Source organism: Arthrobacter sp. Soc17.1.1.1 (genome assembly GCF_036867195.1).
GTDB lineage: Bacteria > Actinomycetota > Actinomycetes > Actinomycetales > Micrococcaceae > Arthrobacter_D.
The window spans coordinates 2,828,982-2,844,829 of the sequence record NZ_JBAJII010000001.1 but is presented as its reverse complement, the minus strand read 5'-3'; the positions used below and the strand labels follow the sequence as shown (position 1 = coordinate 2,844,829).

The 15,848-nt window shown below is 69.6% G+C and carries 10 protein-coding genes; 7 read left to right on the top strand and 3 right to left on the bottom strand.

Features of this window, described 5'->3' with window-relative positions:
* Complete coding sequence (locus tag V6S67_RS13110) at window positions 1-891, bottom strand: M15 family metallopeptidase (RefSeq protein ID WP_334210660.1); 891 nt, start codon at window positions 889-891, stop codon at window positions 1-3.
* Window positions 892-893: 2 nt separating this feature from the next.
* On the bottom strand, window positions 894-1,871 hold the full coding sequence (gene coaA / locus V6S67_RS13105; RefSeq protein ID WP_334210659.1) for a type I pantothenate kinase: 978 nt from the start codon (window positions 1,869-1,871) through the stop codon (window positions 894-896).
* 61 nt (window positions 1,872-1,932) lie between these two features.
* Between coaA and glmS the strand changes: the two genes are divergently transcribed.
* The 7 genes from glmS to V6S67_RS13070 all read left to right on the top strand — a co-directional run bounded on the left by glmS (window position 1,933) and on the right by V6S67_RS13070 (window position 13,810).
* Window positions 1,933-3,873 (top strand): glutamine--fructose-6-phosphate transaminase (isomerizing), encoded by a 1,941-nt coding sequence (glmS, locus tag V6S67_RS13100; RefSeq protein ID WP_334210658.1) that lies wholly within the window; start codon window positions 1,933-1,935, stop codon window positions 3,871-3,873.
* A 54-nt stretch (window positions 3,874-3,927) separates the two neighbouring features.
* Complete coding sequence (locus V6S67_RS13095) at window positions 3,928-4,299, top strand: holo-ACP synthase (RefSeq protein ID WP_334211598.1); 372 nt, start codon at window positions 3,928-3,930, stop codon at window positions 4,297-4,299.
* A gap of 44 nt (window positions 4,300-4,343) precedes the next feature.
* Window positions 4,344-5,948 carry a bifunctional ADP-dependent NAD(P)H-hydrate dehydratase/NAD(P)H-hydrate epimerase gene (locus V6S67_RS13090; RefSeq protein WP_334210657.1) on the top strand — a complete coding sequence of 535 codons (1,605 nt, stop codon included), beginning with the start codon at window positions 4,344-4,346 and terminating at the stop codon, window positions 5,946-5,948.
* A 108-nt stretch (window positions 5,949-6,056) separates the two neighbouring features.
* Window positions 6,057-8,243 carry a glycogen debranching protein GlgX gene (gene glgX / locus V6S67_RS13085; RefSeq protein ID WP_334210656.1) on the top strand — a complete coding sequence of 729 codons (2,187 nt, stop codon included), beginning with the start codon at window positions 6,057-6,059 and terminating at the stop codon, window positions 8,241-8,243.
* A gap of 107 nt (window positions 8,244-8,350) precedes the next feature.
* The gene (gene treY, locus V6S67_RS13080) at window positions 8,351-10,666 is read left to right on the top strand and encodes a malto-oligosyltrehalose synthase (protein WP_334210655.1); all 2,316 of its coding nucleotides are present in this window, start codon (window positions 8,351-8,353) and stop codon (window positions 10,664-10,666) included.
* Window positions 10,663-12,414, top strand: coding sequence for a malto-oligosyltrehalose trehalohydrolase (gene treZ / locus V6S67_RS13075; protein WP_334210654.1), 1,752 nt, complete (start codon window positions 10,663-10,665; stop codon window positions 12,412-12,414). Before treY ends, treZ begins: the two co-directional genes overlap by 4 nt.
* 190 nt (window positions 12,415-12,604) lie before the next feature.
* The gene (locus V6S67_RS13070; protein WP_334210653.1) at window positions 12,605-13,810 is read left to right on the top strand and encodes a GGDEF domain-containing protein; all 1,206 of its coding nucleotides are present in this window, start codon (window positions 12,605-12,607) and stop codon (window positions 13,808-13,810) included.
* A gap of 38 nt (window positions 13,811-13,848) precedes the next feature.
* Here the strand turns inward: V6S67_RS13070 and V6S67_RS13065 are convergent, their stop codons facing one another.
* Window positions 13,849-15,726: an HNH endonuclease signature motif containing protein gene (locus V6S67_RS13065; RefSeq protein WP_334210652.1), complete on the bottom strand. Its 1,878-nt coding sequence runs from the start codon at window positions 15,724-15,726 to the stop codon at window positions 13,849-13,851.
* Between the last annotated feature and the right edge of the window lie 122 nt (window positions 15,727-15,848).

The following is a 15,848-nucleotide window of genomic DNA, read 5'->3' as shown; positions in this document are numbered from 1 at the left end:
TCAGTAGGACGGCGCTGCGGGCAGGCCGAAGTGCTCCTCGAGGGTCTGTGTGCCCGCCGCCCTCATCGCGAGCGAGACGTCCCTGCCCACGTACCGGAAGTGCCACGACTCCGCGGAGAACCCTGTGACCTCGTGGAATCCCAGCGGGTAGCGGAGGATGAAGCCGAAATCCGCTGCGTGACGGGCCGCCCACTGGGCGGCCGGGGTGTCCCGGAAGCAGAGGACGAGCGTGCACGCCCCGTCGGCCTGCCCGATGTCGAACGCGAGCCCCGTCTGGTGCTCGGAATACCCGGGCCGCGCCGAGACCGTGTCCGCTCCCGCCGCGTCGCCGTACTGCGCCACCCAGGAGGCGTACGTCGATTCCTGGGTCGCGAAGGACCGGTAGCCGCTGACCAGTGTGAGGGCCACGCCCTCGTTCCCGGCCGCCCCGAACATCTCCTCCAAGGCCGAGGCGACGTCAGGGCGTAGCAGGGCGTTCTCCGTGGCCGTCGCCACGTCCGGCTGCCGCAGGTCGGCGGGTGCGAAGTCCAGGGGCACGAGGGGTCGGCGCTTGTTCACGACGACGTCGACGGCGCCCGGGTCCGCGTACGCGCCGGCCGGCGGGGCGGTCGCGGAAGGAGCCGCGGTGGGTGTCGGGGTGGGAGCCGGGGTGGACGTTGCGGTGGGACCGGCGGCCGCACCGGAGGCCGTGGGCGCGGGGGAGGGCTCCCGCTGGACCGGGGCCGGGAGTGTGCCGGAGCCTGCGGCGGACGAGGGATCGGAGGTGGCGGAGGATGCGGTGGCGGCAGGGCCCGGCACGGTGGTGGACACCGTCGCGGCGGGGTCCGCGCCCGAGCAGGCGGGAAGCGCCAGCGCGAGCAGGATCACCGCCGCAGACCCCCTGACGCGCATCCTCAGGTCTTCCGGAGCAGCATGCGGCGCACGGAGTGGTCGGCGTCCTTGGTCAGCACCAGTTGTGCCCGGCCGCGCGTCGGCAGCACGTTCGTCACCAGGTTGGGCTCGTTGATGCGCTCCCAGATGCCCCTGGCCGTCCGCTGTGCCTCCTCGTCGCTCAGGCCCGCGTAGCGGTGGAAGTAGGACTCCGGATCGGCGAACGCACTTGACCGGAGGGACTGGAAGCGGTCGATGTACCACTGCTCGATGTGCGCGGTCTTCGCGTCCACGAAGATGGAGAAGTCGAAGAAGTCGCTCACGGCGAGCCCGGTGATGCCGTCGGTCCTCGGCCGTGCCGGGGCGAGGACGTTGAGGCCCTCGACGATCAGCACGTCGGGCCGCCGCACGACGATCTCCCGGCCGGGCACGATGTCGTAGGTGAGGTGCGAGTACGAGGGCGCCCGCACCTCGGCGGCCCCGCTCTTGACCTCGCTGACGAAGCGGAGCAGCCGGCGGCGGTCGTAGGACTCGGGGAAGCCCTTGCGCTGCATGAGCCCGCGACGGTGGAGCTCCGCGTTCGGGTACAGGAAGCCGTCCGTGGTGATCAGTTCCACGTTCGGGGTGTCAGGCCAGCGCCGGAGCAGTTCGCGCAGCACGCGCGCCGTCGTCGACTTACCCACCGCCACCGAGCCGGCCACGCCGATCACGAACGGCGTCCGGGTGGTGGTCTCCCCCAGGAACGTGTTGGTGGCCGCATGCAGCTGCCCCGCTGCCGCGGTGTACAGGTTCAGCAGGCGGGAGAGGGGGAGATAGACCTCGCGCACCTCGTCGAGGTTCAGCGCGTCGCCGAGTCCGCGGAGGCGCTGGACGTCCTCGACATTCAGCGGGCTCTCGATCTCGTGCGACAAGCGGGACCACATCTGGCGGTCCAGTTCGACGAAAGGTGTGAAGGATTCGGCACTGGTGGACTGCTGTGTGCCCGTGCTTGTGTCACTCACCTCACGATTCTGCCCGGTGCCTTGCGCATTAACAAACGCGGCCACCGGTACGCTAAGTGACATGTGCGGAATTGTGGGCTATGTAGGCCGGGACCACGGCCAGGGATCGTCGGCGCTCGACTCGGTCGCCCCGGCGTTCGACCGGGAGTCATCGGAGGCGCGCCACGGGGCGCTCGACGTCGTCATGGAGGGCCTTCGCCGGCTCGAGTACCGCGGGTACGACTCCGCCGGTGTCGCCGTCATCACGCCGGCGGGCATCGAGTCGCGGAAGAAGGCCGGCAAGCTGACCAACCTCGTCGGTGAACTGGCGGCGGCCCCGCTGCCGCGCTCGCTGACCGGGATCGGGCACACCCGCTGGGCCACGCACGGCGGGCCCACCGACCAGAACGCCCACCCCCACCTGGCCGACGACGGCCGGCTCGCCCTGATCCACAACGGGATCATCGAGAACTACGCCGAGCTCAAGGCCGAACTGACGGGCGAGGGCCTCACCTTCATCTCCGACACCGACACCGAGGTGGCGGCCGGGCTCGTCGGCTACCTGTACCGCGGCCTCGTGAACAGCGGCACCGAGGGCGACCTGCTCACCCTCGCGCTGCAGCAGGCCTGCCAGCGCCTCGAGGGCGCCTTCACCCTCCTCGCCATCCACCAGGACCAGCCCGGCACCGTCGTCGCCGGCCGCCGCAACTCCCCGCTCGTCGTCGGCCTCGGTGACGGCGAGAACTTCCTGGGCTCCGACGTGTCCGGCTTCATCGACTTCACGCGCCGCGCCGTGGAGCTCGGCCAGGACCAGATCGTCACGATCACGCCCGACGAGGTGACCATCACGGACTTCTTCGGTGCACCCGCCGAGGGCACCGAGTTCCACGTCAGCTGGGACGCCGCCGCCGCCGAGAAGGGCGGGTTCGACTCCTTCATGGAGAAGGAGATCCACGACCAGCCGGACGCCGTCGGCCAGACGCTCCTCGGGCGCTCCGACGTCTCGGGCAACCTCGTGCTGGACGAACTGCGCATCGACGAGGCAATCCTGCGCTCCGTCGACAAGATCGTGGTCCTCGCCTGCGGCACCTCCGCCTACGCCGGGCAGGTGGCCAAGTACGCCATCGAGCACTGGTGCCGGATCCCCACCGAGGTGGAGCTGTCCCACGAGTTCCGCTACCGTGACCCGATCGTCAACGAGAAGACGCTCGTGGTCGCCGTCTCGCAGTCAGGCGAGACCATGGACACGCTCATGGCCGTCCGGTACGCCCGCGAGCAGGGCGCCAAGGTCGTGGCGATCTGCAACACCAACGGCTCCACCATCCCGCGGGAGTCGGACGCCGTGATCTACACGCACGCCGGTCCGGAGATCGCCGTGGCCTCGACGAAGGCGTTCCTCGCGCAGATCACCGCCGCCTACCTGCTCGGTCTCTACCTCGCGCAGCTGCGCGGCAACAAGTACCGCGACGAGATCGCGGACGTGCTCAACGACCTCTCCAAGATCCCGGCGAAGATCCAGTCCATCCTCGACGACGCCGACAAGGTCAAGCAGCTCGGCGCCGACATGGTGAACGCGAAGTCGGTGCTGTTCCTCGGCCGGCACGTCGGCTTCCCGGTCGCGATGGAGGGCGCGCTCAAGCTGAAGGAGCTCGCCTACATCCACGCGGAGGGCTTCGCCGCCGGTGAGCTGAAGCACGGCCCGATCGCCCTGATCGAGGAAGGCCAGCCCGTCGTGGTGGTCATGCCGTCGCCGAGCACCCGCGACTCGCTGCACGCCAAGGTCGTCTCGAACGTCCAGGAGATCCGCGCACGCGGAGCGGTCACGATCGTCATCGCCGAGGAGGGCGACACCTCCGTGGAGGCCTACTCCGAGCACGTCTTCTACGTGCCGGCATCCCCGACGCTCCTCGCGCCGCTGCTCACCACCGTGCCGCTGCAGATCTTCGCGCTCGCCCTCGCCAGCGCCAAGGGCTACGACGTGGACCAGCCGCGCAACCTGGCGAAGTCGGTCACGGTTGAGTAGTCCCCTCCGGGTGCCGCCGTGCAGCAGCACGGCGGCGCCGGGCAGGGCCACGACGTGATCGTCGGTATCGGCGTCGACGTCGTTGACATCGAGCGCTTCCGGCAGCAGCTCGAGCGCACGCCGGCCCTCGTGGAGCGATTGTTCGTCCCCTCCGAGCGCGGGCTCACCATGCGGTCCCTGGCCGCGCGTTTCGCCGCCAAGGAGGCCATCGCGAAGGCCATCGGCGCCCCCGTCGGCATGAACTGGCAGCATTGCACCATCGAGGTCGACGATGCCGGTGCGCCGTCCGTCGTCGTCGACGGGACCGTCGCGGAGGCCGCCCGTGCCCGGGGCGTCGAGACCTGGCACCTGTCCATCAGCCACGACGGCGGCCTTGCCACGGCGATGGTGGTCGCGGAAGGCTCAGTGCCGCCGAGCGCAAAATAGTAACCGTGCTGATTACCGGCCGGCTTACCGCTAAGCTCGACCATATGCTGCTTGCCTTTTCCGGGGGTGACGTCCGCGCTGCGGAGGCCCCCCTCATCGACGCGGGGCAGGGGCATGCCCTCATGCAGAAGGCCGCCCACGGCCTGTTCGGCGTGGCCCTCGGGCTGCTCCGCGAGGCGGGCCGCGGGACGTACGGTGCCACCGCCGTCGTGCTGGCGGGCAGCGGCAACAACGGTGCCGACGCGCTGTACGCGGGGGAGCGACTGCTGCGCCGCGGTGTCGCGGCCACGGCCGTCCTCACCTCCGAACGCGTCCATGCCCCCGCCCTTCAGGCCTTCCTCGCCGCCGGCGGCAGGAGCGTCCTGCTCGACGACGCCGGCGCCCCGGGGCTCGCGGCGCACGCCGCCTCGGCCGACCTCCTCGTCGACGGGATCCTCGGCACCGGCGCCACCGGAGGCCTCCGGGGCGCGGGTGCGGCCTTCGTGCAGGCCTTCAACGACACGGCCGGTCCCCGCGGCCGGCGGTCCACGCTCGTGGTGGCCTGCGACCTGCCGAGCGGTATCGGCGTCGACTCCGGGCTCGTGGAGGGTCCCGTCCTCCAGGCCGACGCCACCGTCACCTTCGGCGCCGCGAAGCCGGGACTGCTGATCGGCGACGGCGCCGTGGCCGCGGGTGAGTTGAACGTGGTGGACATCGGCCTCGACCTCTCGTCATTCACCCCCGCTGCCCGCAACCTGCTCGGTGCCGATGCCGCGGCGCTGCTGCGTCCGCCCGGCGCGCACGACCACAAGTACTCCCGCGGGGTCCTCGGCGTCGCCGCCGGATCGGACCGCTACCCCGGAGCCGCCGTCCTGGCCGTGGGGGCCGCCCTCGCGACCGGCGTCGGCATGGTGCGCTACCTCGGCCCCACCGCGGTCGCCGCGCTGATCCACGAACGGACACCCGAGGCCGTGGCCTCCACCGGCTCCATCGACGACGCCCGCTCGCAGGCGTGGGTCGTCGGGCCGGGGGCCGTCGACGACGACGACCAGCGCCGTCGCGCCGTCGCGGCCATGGCCTCTGGCCTGCCCGTCGTCGTCGACGCCGGAGCCCTCGCCGAGGTGCCCGACCGGGTGGGCGCCCAGGTGATCCTCACACCCCACGCCGGGGAGCTGCGCGACCTGCTCGCTGCCCGCGGCCTCGACGTCGGCAGGCCCGCCATCGAGGCGGACCCCGCGCGCTTCGCGCTGCGTGCCGCGGAGCTGACCGGCGCCACCGTGCTCCTCAAGGGGTTCACGACCGTCGTCGCGGCGCCGTCGGGCACCCTCTTCGTCCAGGCCGACGCCACACCCTGGCTCGCCACGGCGGGAGCCGGTGACACGCTGTCCGGGATCATCGGGGCGCTGGCCGCCACCCTGGCGGAGGACGAAGGCGCCGCACGGCGCGTGGGCGTCGCCGAGGAGGACCTGTGGGTGGCGGTCGCCGCCGCGGGAGCACTAATCCACGGCAGGGCCGGGCAGCGCGCGGCACAGCGCGGGCCCGTCGTCGTCTCCGGACTGCCCGCCGAGATCGGCGCGGTGGTGGCGGGGCTGATCGACGAGCGTCGGCTGCCGGACACGGGGCCACGGCGCACGAGGGGTGGCGACGCAGTTAACCGCACCGACAGTTGAATGCGCTATGTATGAAGCAAGCGGCCGGGGCACCAGGACCCCGAAGCCGGCGAGGATCACCGTGACCGCCGAGACGGCGCGCACGGAACGGAACACCAAGGAGAACTGATGGAACTATGGCCCGGCGATGCGTATCCCCTGGGAGCAACCTACGACGGAACGGGGACGAACTTCGCGCTCTACAGCGAGATCGCGGACTCCGTCGTCCTCTGCCTCTTCGACGATGACGGCACCGAGACCTGCGTCGAGCTCAAGGAGGTGGACGGCTATGTCTGGCACGGCTACCTCCCCCATGTGACCCCCGGACAGAAGTACGGGTACCGGGTTCACGGCCCGAACAACCCGGCCGAGGGACACCGCTGCAACCCGAACAAGCTGCTCCTGGACCCCTACGCGAAGGCGATCTCCGGGGACCTCGACTGGGACCAGGCGCTGTTCGGCTACAACTTCGGCGACGAGCACTCCGTCAACAACGAGGACTCCGCCGCGCACATGATGCTCGGCGTCGTCGTCAATCCCTTCTTCAACTGGGACGGCGACCGCATGCCGCGGACGCCCTACCACCAGTCCGTCATCTACGAGGCCCACGTCAAGGGGCTCACGCAGCTCCACCCGGACATCCCCGAGGAGCAGCGCGGCACCTACGCCGGCGTGGCGCACCCCTCGGTCATCGCGCACCTGCAGAAGCTCGGCGTCACGGCCATCGAGCTCATGCCCGTGCACCAGTTCGTGAACGACAGCACCCTGCAGGACAAGGGCCTCTCGAACTACTGGGGCTACAACACCATCGGCTTCTTCGCGCCGCACAACAAGTACACCTCCACCGGCGACCAGGGCGAGCAGGTCCAGGAGTTCAAGGCGATGGTGCGCGAGCTGCACCTCGCGGGCATCGAGGTCATCCTCGACGTCGTGTACAACCACACGGCCGAAGGCAACCACATGGGGCCGACGCTCTCGATGCGCGGTATCGACAACGCGTCCTACTACCGCCTGGTGGAGGACGACAAGCAGTACTACATGGACACCACGGGTACCGGCAACTCGCTCAACGTCGGCAACCCGCACTCCCTGCAGCTGCTCATGGACTCGCTGCGCTACTGGGTCACCGAGATGCACGTGGACGGCTTCCGCTTCGACCTCGCCTCCGCCCTCGCCCGTGAGTTCTACGAGGTGGACCGCCTCTCGGCCTTCTTCGAACTCGTGCAGCAGGACCCGGTGGTCTCGCAGGTGAAGCTCATCGCCGAGCCGTGGGACGTCGGACCCGGCGGCTACCAGGTGGGCAACTTCCCGCCGCAGTGGACCGAGTGGAACGGCAAGTACCGCGACACCGTCCGCGACTTCTGGCGGGGTGAGCCCTCCAGCATCGGCGAGTTCGCCTCACGCCTCACCGGCTCGGCGGACCTGTACGAGCACTCGATGCGGCGTCCCGTCGCGTCCATCAACTTCGTCACCGCCCACGACGGCTTCACGCTGCGGGACCTCGTGTCCTACAACGAGAAGCACAACGAGGCCAACGGCGAGGACAACAACGACGGCGAATCGCACAACCGCTCCTGGAACGGCGGGATCGAAGGTCCCACCGACGATCCCGAGGTGCTCGCGATCCGCGTCCGGCAGCAGCGCAACTTCATCGCCACCCTCCTGCTCTCGCAGGGCGTGCCGATGCTGCTGCACGGCGACGAACTCGGCCGGACGCAGGAGGGCAACAACAACACCTACTGCCAGGACTCCGAACTCAGCTGGGTGCACTGGGACAAGATGGACCAGCCGTTGCTCGAATTCACCGCGGCAGTGAACCGCCTGCGGTCCGAGCACCCCACGTTCCGCCGTCGCCGGTTCTTCGACGGTCGCCCCGTGCGCCGCGGCGAGGGCGAGGCGCTGCCGGACATCGTATGGCTGGACACCTCCGGCGAGCTCATGGCACCCGAGGACTGGAACAGCGGCTTCGGCCGCTCGATCGGGGTCTTCCTCAACGGCCAGGGCATCCAGGGCCGGGATGCGCGTGGGCAGCGGATCGTGGACGCCAACTTCCTGCTGTACTTCAACGCACACGACGAGGCCGTGGACTTCACGATCCCCTCGGACGAGTACGGCACGTCGTGGGACGAGGTCATCGACACCGCGGGCAAGTACGCCGACAGCGAGGCCATCCCGTCGGGCGCCGTGCTGTCCGTCGAGGCGAAGTCCATGGTGGTGCTGCGTGCGCACTCCGAGGTCGAGGACCTCGACCACTCGGTCGCGGCGTCCCTGGCGATCCTCGCCAACGAGGTCACGGCCAAGACCGGCACCCCCTAGCAGTTCCCGCACCACCGGGGGTGCACCCGAAAGGGTGCACCCCCGCCTTTCCCCGTCGCCCGTTCCCGCTCGAACCACCCGACCCCCCCGTCCAGGAGGACTCCACCGTGCTGACACCGACATCGACCTACCGGCTGCAGATCCGGAGCGAGTTCGACCTGCATCAGGCCGCGGCCCTGGTGCCGTACCTGCGCGACCTGGGGGTGGACTGGGTCTACCTGTCACCGATCCTGACGGCCGAGAAGGGGTCCGGCCACGGCTACGACGTGACCGACCCCACCACCGTGGACCCCGACCGCGGCGGCCCCGCCGGCCTCGCGGCGCTCAGTGAGGCCGCGCGGTCGGCGGGCCTGGGTGTGCTCGTGGACATCGTCCCGAACCACATGGGCATCGAGACCCCCGCCGACAACGCCTGGTGGTGGCAGCTGCTCAAGGAGGGCCGCTCCTCGCGCATGGCGGAGGCGTTCGACGTCGATTGGGATGCCAACGGCGGCCGCATCCGCGTGCCCGTCCTCGGCGACGGCGACGACGAGCTGGACCAGCTCACCGTCGTCGACGGCGAACTGCACTACTACGACAACCGCTACCCCATCGCGGAGGGCACCGCCCACCCCGGCGACACCGGCGCCGAGGTGCACGACCGCCAGCACTACGAACTGGTCAACTGGCGCCGGGCCGACAGCGAACTGAACTACCGGCGCTTCTTCGGCGTGAACACCCTGGCGGGACTCCGCGTGGAGGTGCCGTGGGTCTTCCAGGAGAGCCACAGCGAGGTGAAGCGGTGGTTCGACGAGGGCCTCGTGGACGGGCTGCGCATCGACCATCCGGACGGCCTCGCCGACCCCAAGGGCTACCTCGACGACCTCCGCAGCCTGACCGGCGGTGCATACGTGCTCGTCGAGAAGATCCTCGAGCCGGGGGAGAAGCTCCCCGGCGACTGGGCCACCGAGGGGACCACCGGGTACGACGCCCTCGCGGACATCGACCGCCTCTTCACGGATCCGGCGGGAGAGCACGCGCTGACGGCCACCGTCCCCGTCGACCCGTTCCACGAGATGATCCACGGGACCAAGCGCGGCATCGCCGACGGCATCCTGCGCTCCGAGGTCCTGCGGCTCGCACGGCTCGTCCCGTCCGGCGCAGGGCTCGACGAGGCTGCAGCGGCGGACGCCATCGCCGAACTGCTCACCTGCTTCCCCGTCTACCGCAGTTACCTGCCGGGTGGAGCGGAGTACCTCGCCGAGGCGGTCCGCGACGCCCAGGTGCGTCGGCCTGACCTCGCCGGGACCATCACGGCGCTCCACCCGCTCCTCAACCCGTTCCTCGACGGCGGTTCGGGAGAGCTGACGGAGCTGGCCCGGCGGTTCCAGCAGACCTCCGGCATGGTCATGGCGAAGGGTGTCGAGGACACCGCGTTCTACCGGTATTCGAGGCTCGTCTCGCTCAACGAGGTGGGGGCTGACCCGGGGATCTTCGCGATCGACCCGCTCGAACTGCACCGCAGGCTGCTCCAGCGCGAGACGGACAGCCCGCTCGCCATGACGACGCTCAGCACGCACGACACAAAGCGCAGCGAGGACACCCGCGCCCGTATCTCTGTCATCTCCGAGGTCGCCGACGAGTGGACCGCGCTCCTCGCGCAGCTGGAGGACCTGGCGCCCATCAAGGACCCCACGTTCGCGCCGCTGCTCTGGCAGTCGCTCATCGGTGCCTGGCCGCTGAGCCGGGAACGAGCCCACGCCTACGCCGAGAAGGCGTCGCGTGAGGCCGACCTCAGCACGCACTGGACTGCACCGGACGAGGTCTTCGAGCGCGGGATGCACGCAGCCGTGGACGCGGCCTTCGACGATGCCGCCGTGTCCGGCGCCATCACCGCCTTCGTGGAACGCATCCAGGCCGCCGGGTGGTCCAATTCGATCGGGCTGAAGCTGCTGCAGCTGACCATGCCGGGCGTCCCGGACGTCTACCAGGGCACAGAATTCTGGGACACGTCGCTGGTGGACCCCGACAACCGCCGCGAGGTGGACTACGACGCCCGACGCCAGGTGCTGACCGATCTCAATTTCGGTGCACTGCCGCCGGTCGGCGCCGACGCCCACGCCAAGCTGCTCGTCGTCTCGCGTGCCCTCAAGCTGCGCCGTGACCGGCCGGAACTGTTCACCGGTTACACCGCCGTCGCCGCCTCGGGCGAGGCCGCGGATCACGTGTTCGGGTTCGACCGCGGCGGCGTGGTCACCCTCGTCACGCGGCTGCCTTTCGGGCTCGCGCAGCGCGGCGGGTGGGGTGACACCACCCTGGAGATCCCCGCCGGCAGTTACACCTGCGCGTTGACCGGCACAGCCGTCACCGGCGGCACCGTGCGTGCGGCCGGCATCTTCTCCACCTTCCCCGCAGCCCTACTGGTCCAGGAGGACGCAGCATGAGTTCCGTATTCGATGTCTGGGCGCCCCGCGCCGAGTCCCTGACCCTCGTGGCCGACGGCGCCCGGTACCCGATGACCCAGGGTGACGGTGGCTGGTGGCACCCGACGGACGCCCCGTCGTCGTCCGATGTCTCCTACGGCTACCTGGTGAACGGCTCCGAGACGCCGGTGCCGGACCCCCGTTCACGCCGCCAGCCCGAGGGCGTCCATGGTCTCTCCCACACGTTCGACCCGGCGGCCCATGCCTGGCAGGACGAGTCGTGGCAGTCACCGGGGCTCACCGGCGGGGTCATCTACGAGATGCACCTCGGCACCTTCACGCCGGAGGGGACGCTCGACGCCGCGATCGGCAAGCTCGACCACCTCGTGGACCTCGGGGTGCAGTTCGTGGAACTGCTGCCCGTCAACGCCTTCAACGGCACCCACAACTGGGGCTATGACGGCGTCCTCTGGTACGCGGTGCAGGAGACCTACGGCGGTCCTGCGGCCTACCAGCGCTTCGTCGACGCGGCGCACCGGAAGGGTCTCGGTGTCATCCAGGACGTCGTCCACAACCACCTCGGGCCGAGCGGCAATTACCTCGGCCTCTTCGGCCCGTACCTCACCGAGGGGACGTCCAACACGTGGGGCGACTCCCTCAATCTCGACGGACCGCAGTCGGACGAGGTGCGGCAGTACGTCGTCGACAACATCACCCAGTGGTTCAGGGACTACCACGTGGACGGCCTGCGGCTCGACGCCGTGCATGCCCTCCATGACGAGCGTGCCGTCCACATCCTCGAGGAACTGGCGACGCGGACCGACGAGCTGGCCGAGGAGCTCGGCAAGCCGCTGTTCCTCATCGCCGAGTCGGATCTGAACAACCCGCGCCTGATCCAGGGCCGCGACGTCGGCGGGTACGGGCTCGCCGGGCAGTGGAGCGACGACTTCCACCACGCGGTGCACGTGAACCTCACGGGCGAGACCGAGGGGTACTACCTGGATTTCAACTCCGTGGGCGCACTGGCGAAGGTCCTCGAGAAGGGGTTCTTCCACAACGGCACCTACTCGTCGTTCAGGGAACGCCACCACGGCCGCGAGATCGATCCGTCGCGTGTGTCGCCGCTCCAGCTCGTCGTCGCGACCCAGAACCACGACCAGATCGGCAACAGGGCCGCAGGTGACCGCATCAGCGCGACCCTGAACCCGGCACAGCTCGCGCAGGCTGCCGTCCTGAACATCCTCGGGCCCTTCACCCCGATGCTCTTCATGGGCGAGGAGTACGGTGCCTCCACGCCGTGGCCGTTCTTCACCTCCCACCCGGAACCGGAGCTCGGCAAGGCCACCGCCGAGGGGCGGCTGAAGGAGTTCGAGCGGATGGGCTGGCGTCCGGAGGACGTGCCCAATCCGCAGGACCCGGAGACGTTCGCGTCGGCCAAGCTGGACTGGGCCGAGATCGAGCAGGGGCACCACGCCGAGCTGCTCGCCACCTACCGCGACCTCATCCGCCTTCGTCGGTCGCACCCCGAACTGCACGACGCCGACTTCGGGAGCATCTCGGTGGACTTCGACGAGGAGAGCCGCTGGATCGTCCTCCACAGGGGCAGCACCCACGTCATCCTGAACCTCGGTGACGCCATGGCGACAGTGCCCGTCGGTGGCGCCGGGGCCGAGGTCCTGCTGTCCACGGTCGACGGCGTCGGGCTGCTCGACGACGCGGTGCAGCTCCCGCCGCACGCGTCGCTCGTCCTCCGCCCGGCCGGGGCGTAGTCCCGGGGAGTAGTTCAGGACTGTGCAAGGGTTCCGACAGGACTGGCACCGGGGGAGCTGAACGGTCGGTGACCCCGGTCATACTGGGCGGGAGACTCTTCCCTGCGCTGGATCGGGTCCCGCCGCCATCGGCGGCGGGACCCGGGTCCGCCGGAAGCGGTACGCGGACAGCACGAGGCGGCAAGGAAACATGACACTGGACACGACCACCCTGCAGGCGGCATTCGGGGCTATCGCCATCACGCTCTTCATGCTCTTCTACACGGTGTCGTTCCGGCAGACGCGTTCGGCCTACAGCGCCTGGTGGTGCGCGGCGATCGCCTTCTTCTTCACAGGGACCACCAGTTACCTGCTGGACGGAACGGTGCACCAGGTGTGGGCCAACCCGCTGGGCAACACGCTGCTGGTCACGGGAGCGGTCTGCGTCTGGGCAGGAGCGCGGACCCTGCGCACGAGCAGGCCCGGCTGGCTGCAGCTGGCCGCGGCGCCGCTGCTCACGCTGGCGGCCTCGGTAATCGACGACCCTGCCGTCAATTCGTGGTCCGGCGGTCCGGTGTTCCTCGGGATGATGTCCCTGGCCATCGGTCTCGCGTCGTGGGAGCTGTGGCGCCTGCCGAGCAGCTACAGCAAGGTGCAGGCTCCTCTCGCGGTCTCCTCCGGCTTCGTGGCGGTCCTCTACCTCGCGCGGTGTCTCGCATTCGTCGTGGAAGGACCCGACGGCCACGTGTTCACCACCTATTTCGGCTCGGGGATCACGACGCTCGTGACCATGCTGCTGCTCGTCGTCGTCTCCTTCAGCGCAGCGGCGCTCAGTGCCGAGCAGATCGCCACCGATCTGCGGGCCAGAGCCGACCGTGACGCGCTGACGGGGCTCCTCAACCGATCGGGCTTCCTCGACCTCGCCGCCACGCACGCGGACCGGCTGGCGCGGGCGGATCGTCCCGGGACGCTGATCCTCGCGGACCTCGACTTCTTCAAGACCGTGAACGACACGCACGGGCATGCGGCCGGGGACACCGTGCTGAAGGCCTTCGCGGAGGCCTGCGCCGAGACGGTCCGCTCCACGGATCTGGTGGGACGCTACGGGGGCGAGGAGTTCATCTTCCTGCTGCCGGGAGCATCGGTCGCGAGGAGCGAGGACATCGCCCGGGCTGTGAGTCTGGCTCTTCGGGGACATTCGACCCCGGGCGGCTTCGAGATGCCGACCGTCAGCTATGGCATCGCCGCGATCGAGGCGAGCGACTACGATCTGGATGCTGCCATCGCGGCGGCCGATCAGGCGCTCTATGCCGCGAAGGCCAGTGGCCGCGACAAGTCCGTCCGGGCGATCGGACCGGCAATGGAGAAGGGGCGTGACTCGCCGGCGGGACCGCCGGGCGGGACCCCCGGCGTATGAGCTGACGGATGAGCTGACGGGCAGCCGGGCGTCGGTGGTCACAACGCCAGCTCCCGGTGCTCGTTCCGACGTGGGACCCGTCGGGGATCGAGATAGGGCGGCGGGATGAACCAGGGCAATCCCTCCTTCACCTCGATGACCCAGTTGCCCTGCTCGATCAGTCGGTGATGGAAGGAGCAGAGCAGGCACCCGTTGGAGACATCGGTCGGTCCGCCGTCCGTCCAGGGTGTGATGTGGTGTGCTTCGGTCCAGACCGCCGGGATGGTGCAGGAGGGAAAGGCGCAACCCCTGTCCCGGGCCACAAGTGCTCGTCGCTGGGCTACGCCGAAAAGACGACGGGCACGACCGGCATCGAGGATCTCGCCCTGTCCTCCCAGGACGATCGGGATGATGTCCGCGTCACAGGCCATCTTCCGCACCACGCTCGCGCTCATCGGCCCACCGAAAACGCTGTAGCCGCCGGGTGGAGGCTCGAGGCGCTCCGCCGTGCTGATCGACGGTCCGGAGCGTGGATCGCCGCCTCCGCTGTCGGCAGTGAAGGTGCCGTCGCCGCCGCTGCGGCCGATCGGACGATCCATCGAGGGAAGGTCCGGACGATACCCGCGCGCCCGAGCGGTGCCGCCTGCCCGCTCATGGAGTTGCCCCATGAGAGTCCGATAGTCGATCGTGACCATGACCTGAGGCCGATGACCGCCCGTGGCGGGCAGAGTGTCCGTCGCGAGAGCTACCTGGCAGGCGCCGACCAGCCCGTCGAGGAGTAACTGGGGCCGTGTGCGAGTCTCGGGGAGGTCGGAGGCTTCCGCGGAGTCGGAGCCGTCCGGACCGGAACAGTCTGTAGCGAGACTTGCTGTGCCCGGGGTGCCGTCGGCGAGAGGGGCGGAACCGGGAGCCGCTGTCCTGAGGCGCGGATTGGTCGCAGTGTTCATGGCGGTCAGAAGGTACTCGAACTGTTCGTCGTCGGCTGCGATCTCGAGTCGCTGCAGGCCGCGCCGTCGCCCCCTCACGAAGACGCCCTGTTGGGCTCGCAGCGTCTCCTCGGTGGGCTCACGGCCATCGGGGTCCAGCGCGCATTCCCACCGTCGAGTCACGACACGGAGAAGGTCGCCGTCGGATTCGACCGCCTGCGCCGTGAGGCATTCCTCCATGGCGAGCACCGCCGCGGGTTCGGCGTTCGTGCGGGCACGATCGACGCCGTCATGCACTTGGAGCGCGGCATCCGCACCGAGGACGCCTGTCGCAAAAGCCGCCGCCAGTACCTCGTAGCGGGGCGGACAGATGTCACCGGTCAGGGTCGGCTGCCCGGTCACCGCCAGGCCCAGCCGTATCCGCCGCCGGGCCTCGGCCCTCGTGATCCGGAGCCGAGCACGAAGATAGTCGGCCGTGTCGCGGAATTCATTCTGCTGCCGAAGGGCGCTCTGGTCGCTCGGCGAGCCGGAGTGGATGCCCGCGCCCGTTTTTATGCCTGGAGGGGTGTCCGAGGCCGAGTCGATGCCCCAACTCGAGTCCGAGTCCGTATCCGAGCCCTGCCCCGCGCTCGCGCCCGAGGCCATCCTTGTGCCTGGGGAGGTGTCCGAGTCCAAGTCGGGGCGCGTGCCCCACCCCGCGCCCGAGGCCATGCCCGAGCCCGAGCTCCAGCCGTGGCCCCAGCCCGAGTCACAGCCCACCGCTGGTTCTGACTCGATGCGCACGCCGATTCCCGCGATCCGCTGCCGTTCCGCGGCAGCAGCTCCGACGGCCTGCAGGTAGTCCAACGTCCGGGAAAGGGCCTCCACCGATTCAAGACACGTCACCAGTTCAGCTCTCGGTAGGACGTCTGCCCGTGCACCGAACCATCGGCCGGCCGCTTCCAGCACGGGCACGAGGGAGATCAACGATTCCTCCGTGCCGGCTTCCGGATCAGCGAGTGCGAGTGACATAGGGCAATTTTATTAGAAGGGAATTCCTATTATTTTTCCTGGGTCGCTATGTGGATAAGTCGGGGGTGGGCCGAGCGGGCAGGTCCGGGTGGGTGCTGGAGGTGAGGTGACGGGCCGGAGGA

Bases quoted from the DNA above. Each gene is read 5' to 3' on its own strand.
- V6S67_RS13110 (WP_334210660.1), bottom strand. From the start codon at position 891: ATGCGCGTCAGGGGGTCTGCGGCGGTGATCCTGCTCGCGCTGGCGCTT.
- glmS (WP_334210658.1), top strand. From the start codon at position 1,933: ATGTGCGGAATTGTGGGCTATGTAGGCCGGGACCACGGCCAGGGATCG.
- V6S67_RS13090 (WP_334210657.1), top strand. From the start codon at position 4,344: ATGCTGCTTGCCTTTTCCGGGGGTGACGTCCGCGCTGCGGAGGCCCCC.
- glgX (WP_334210656.1), top strand. From the start codon at position 6,057: ATGGAACTATGGCCCGGCGATGCGTATCCCCTGGGAGCAACCTACGAC.
- treZ (WP_334210654.1), top strand. From the start codon at position 10,663: ATGAGTTCCGTATTCGATGTCTGGGCGCCCCGCGCCGAGTCCCTGACC.
- V6S67_RS13070 (WP_334210653.1), top strand. From the start codon at position 12,605: ATGACACTGGACACGACCACCCTGCAGGCGGCATTCGGGGCTATCGCC.
- V6S67_RS13065 (WP_334210652.1), bottom strand. From the start codon at position 15,726: ATGTCACTCGCACTCGCTGATCCGGAAGCCGGCACGGAGGAATCGTTG.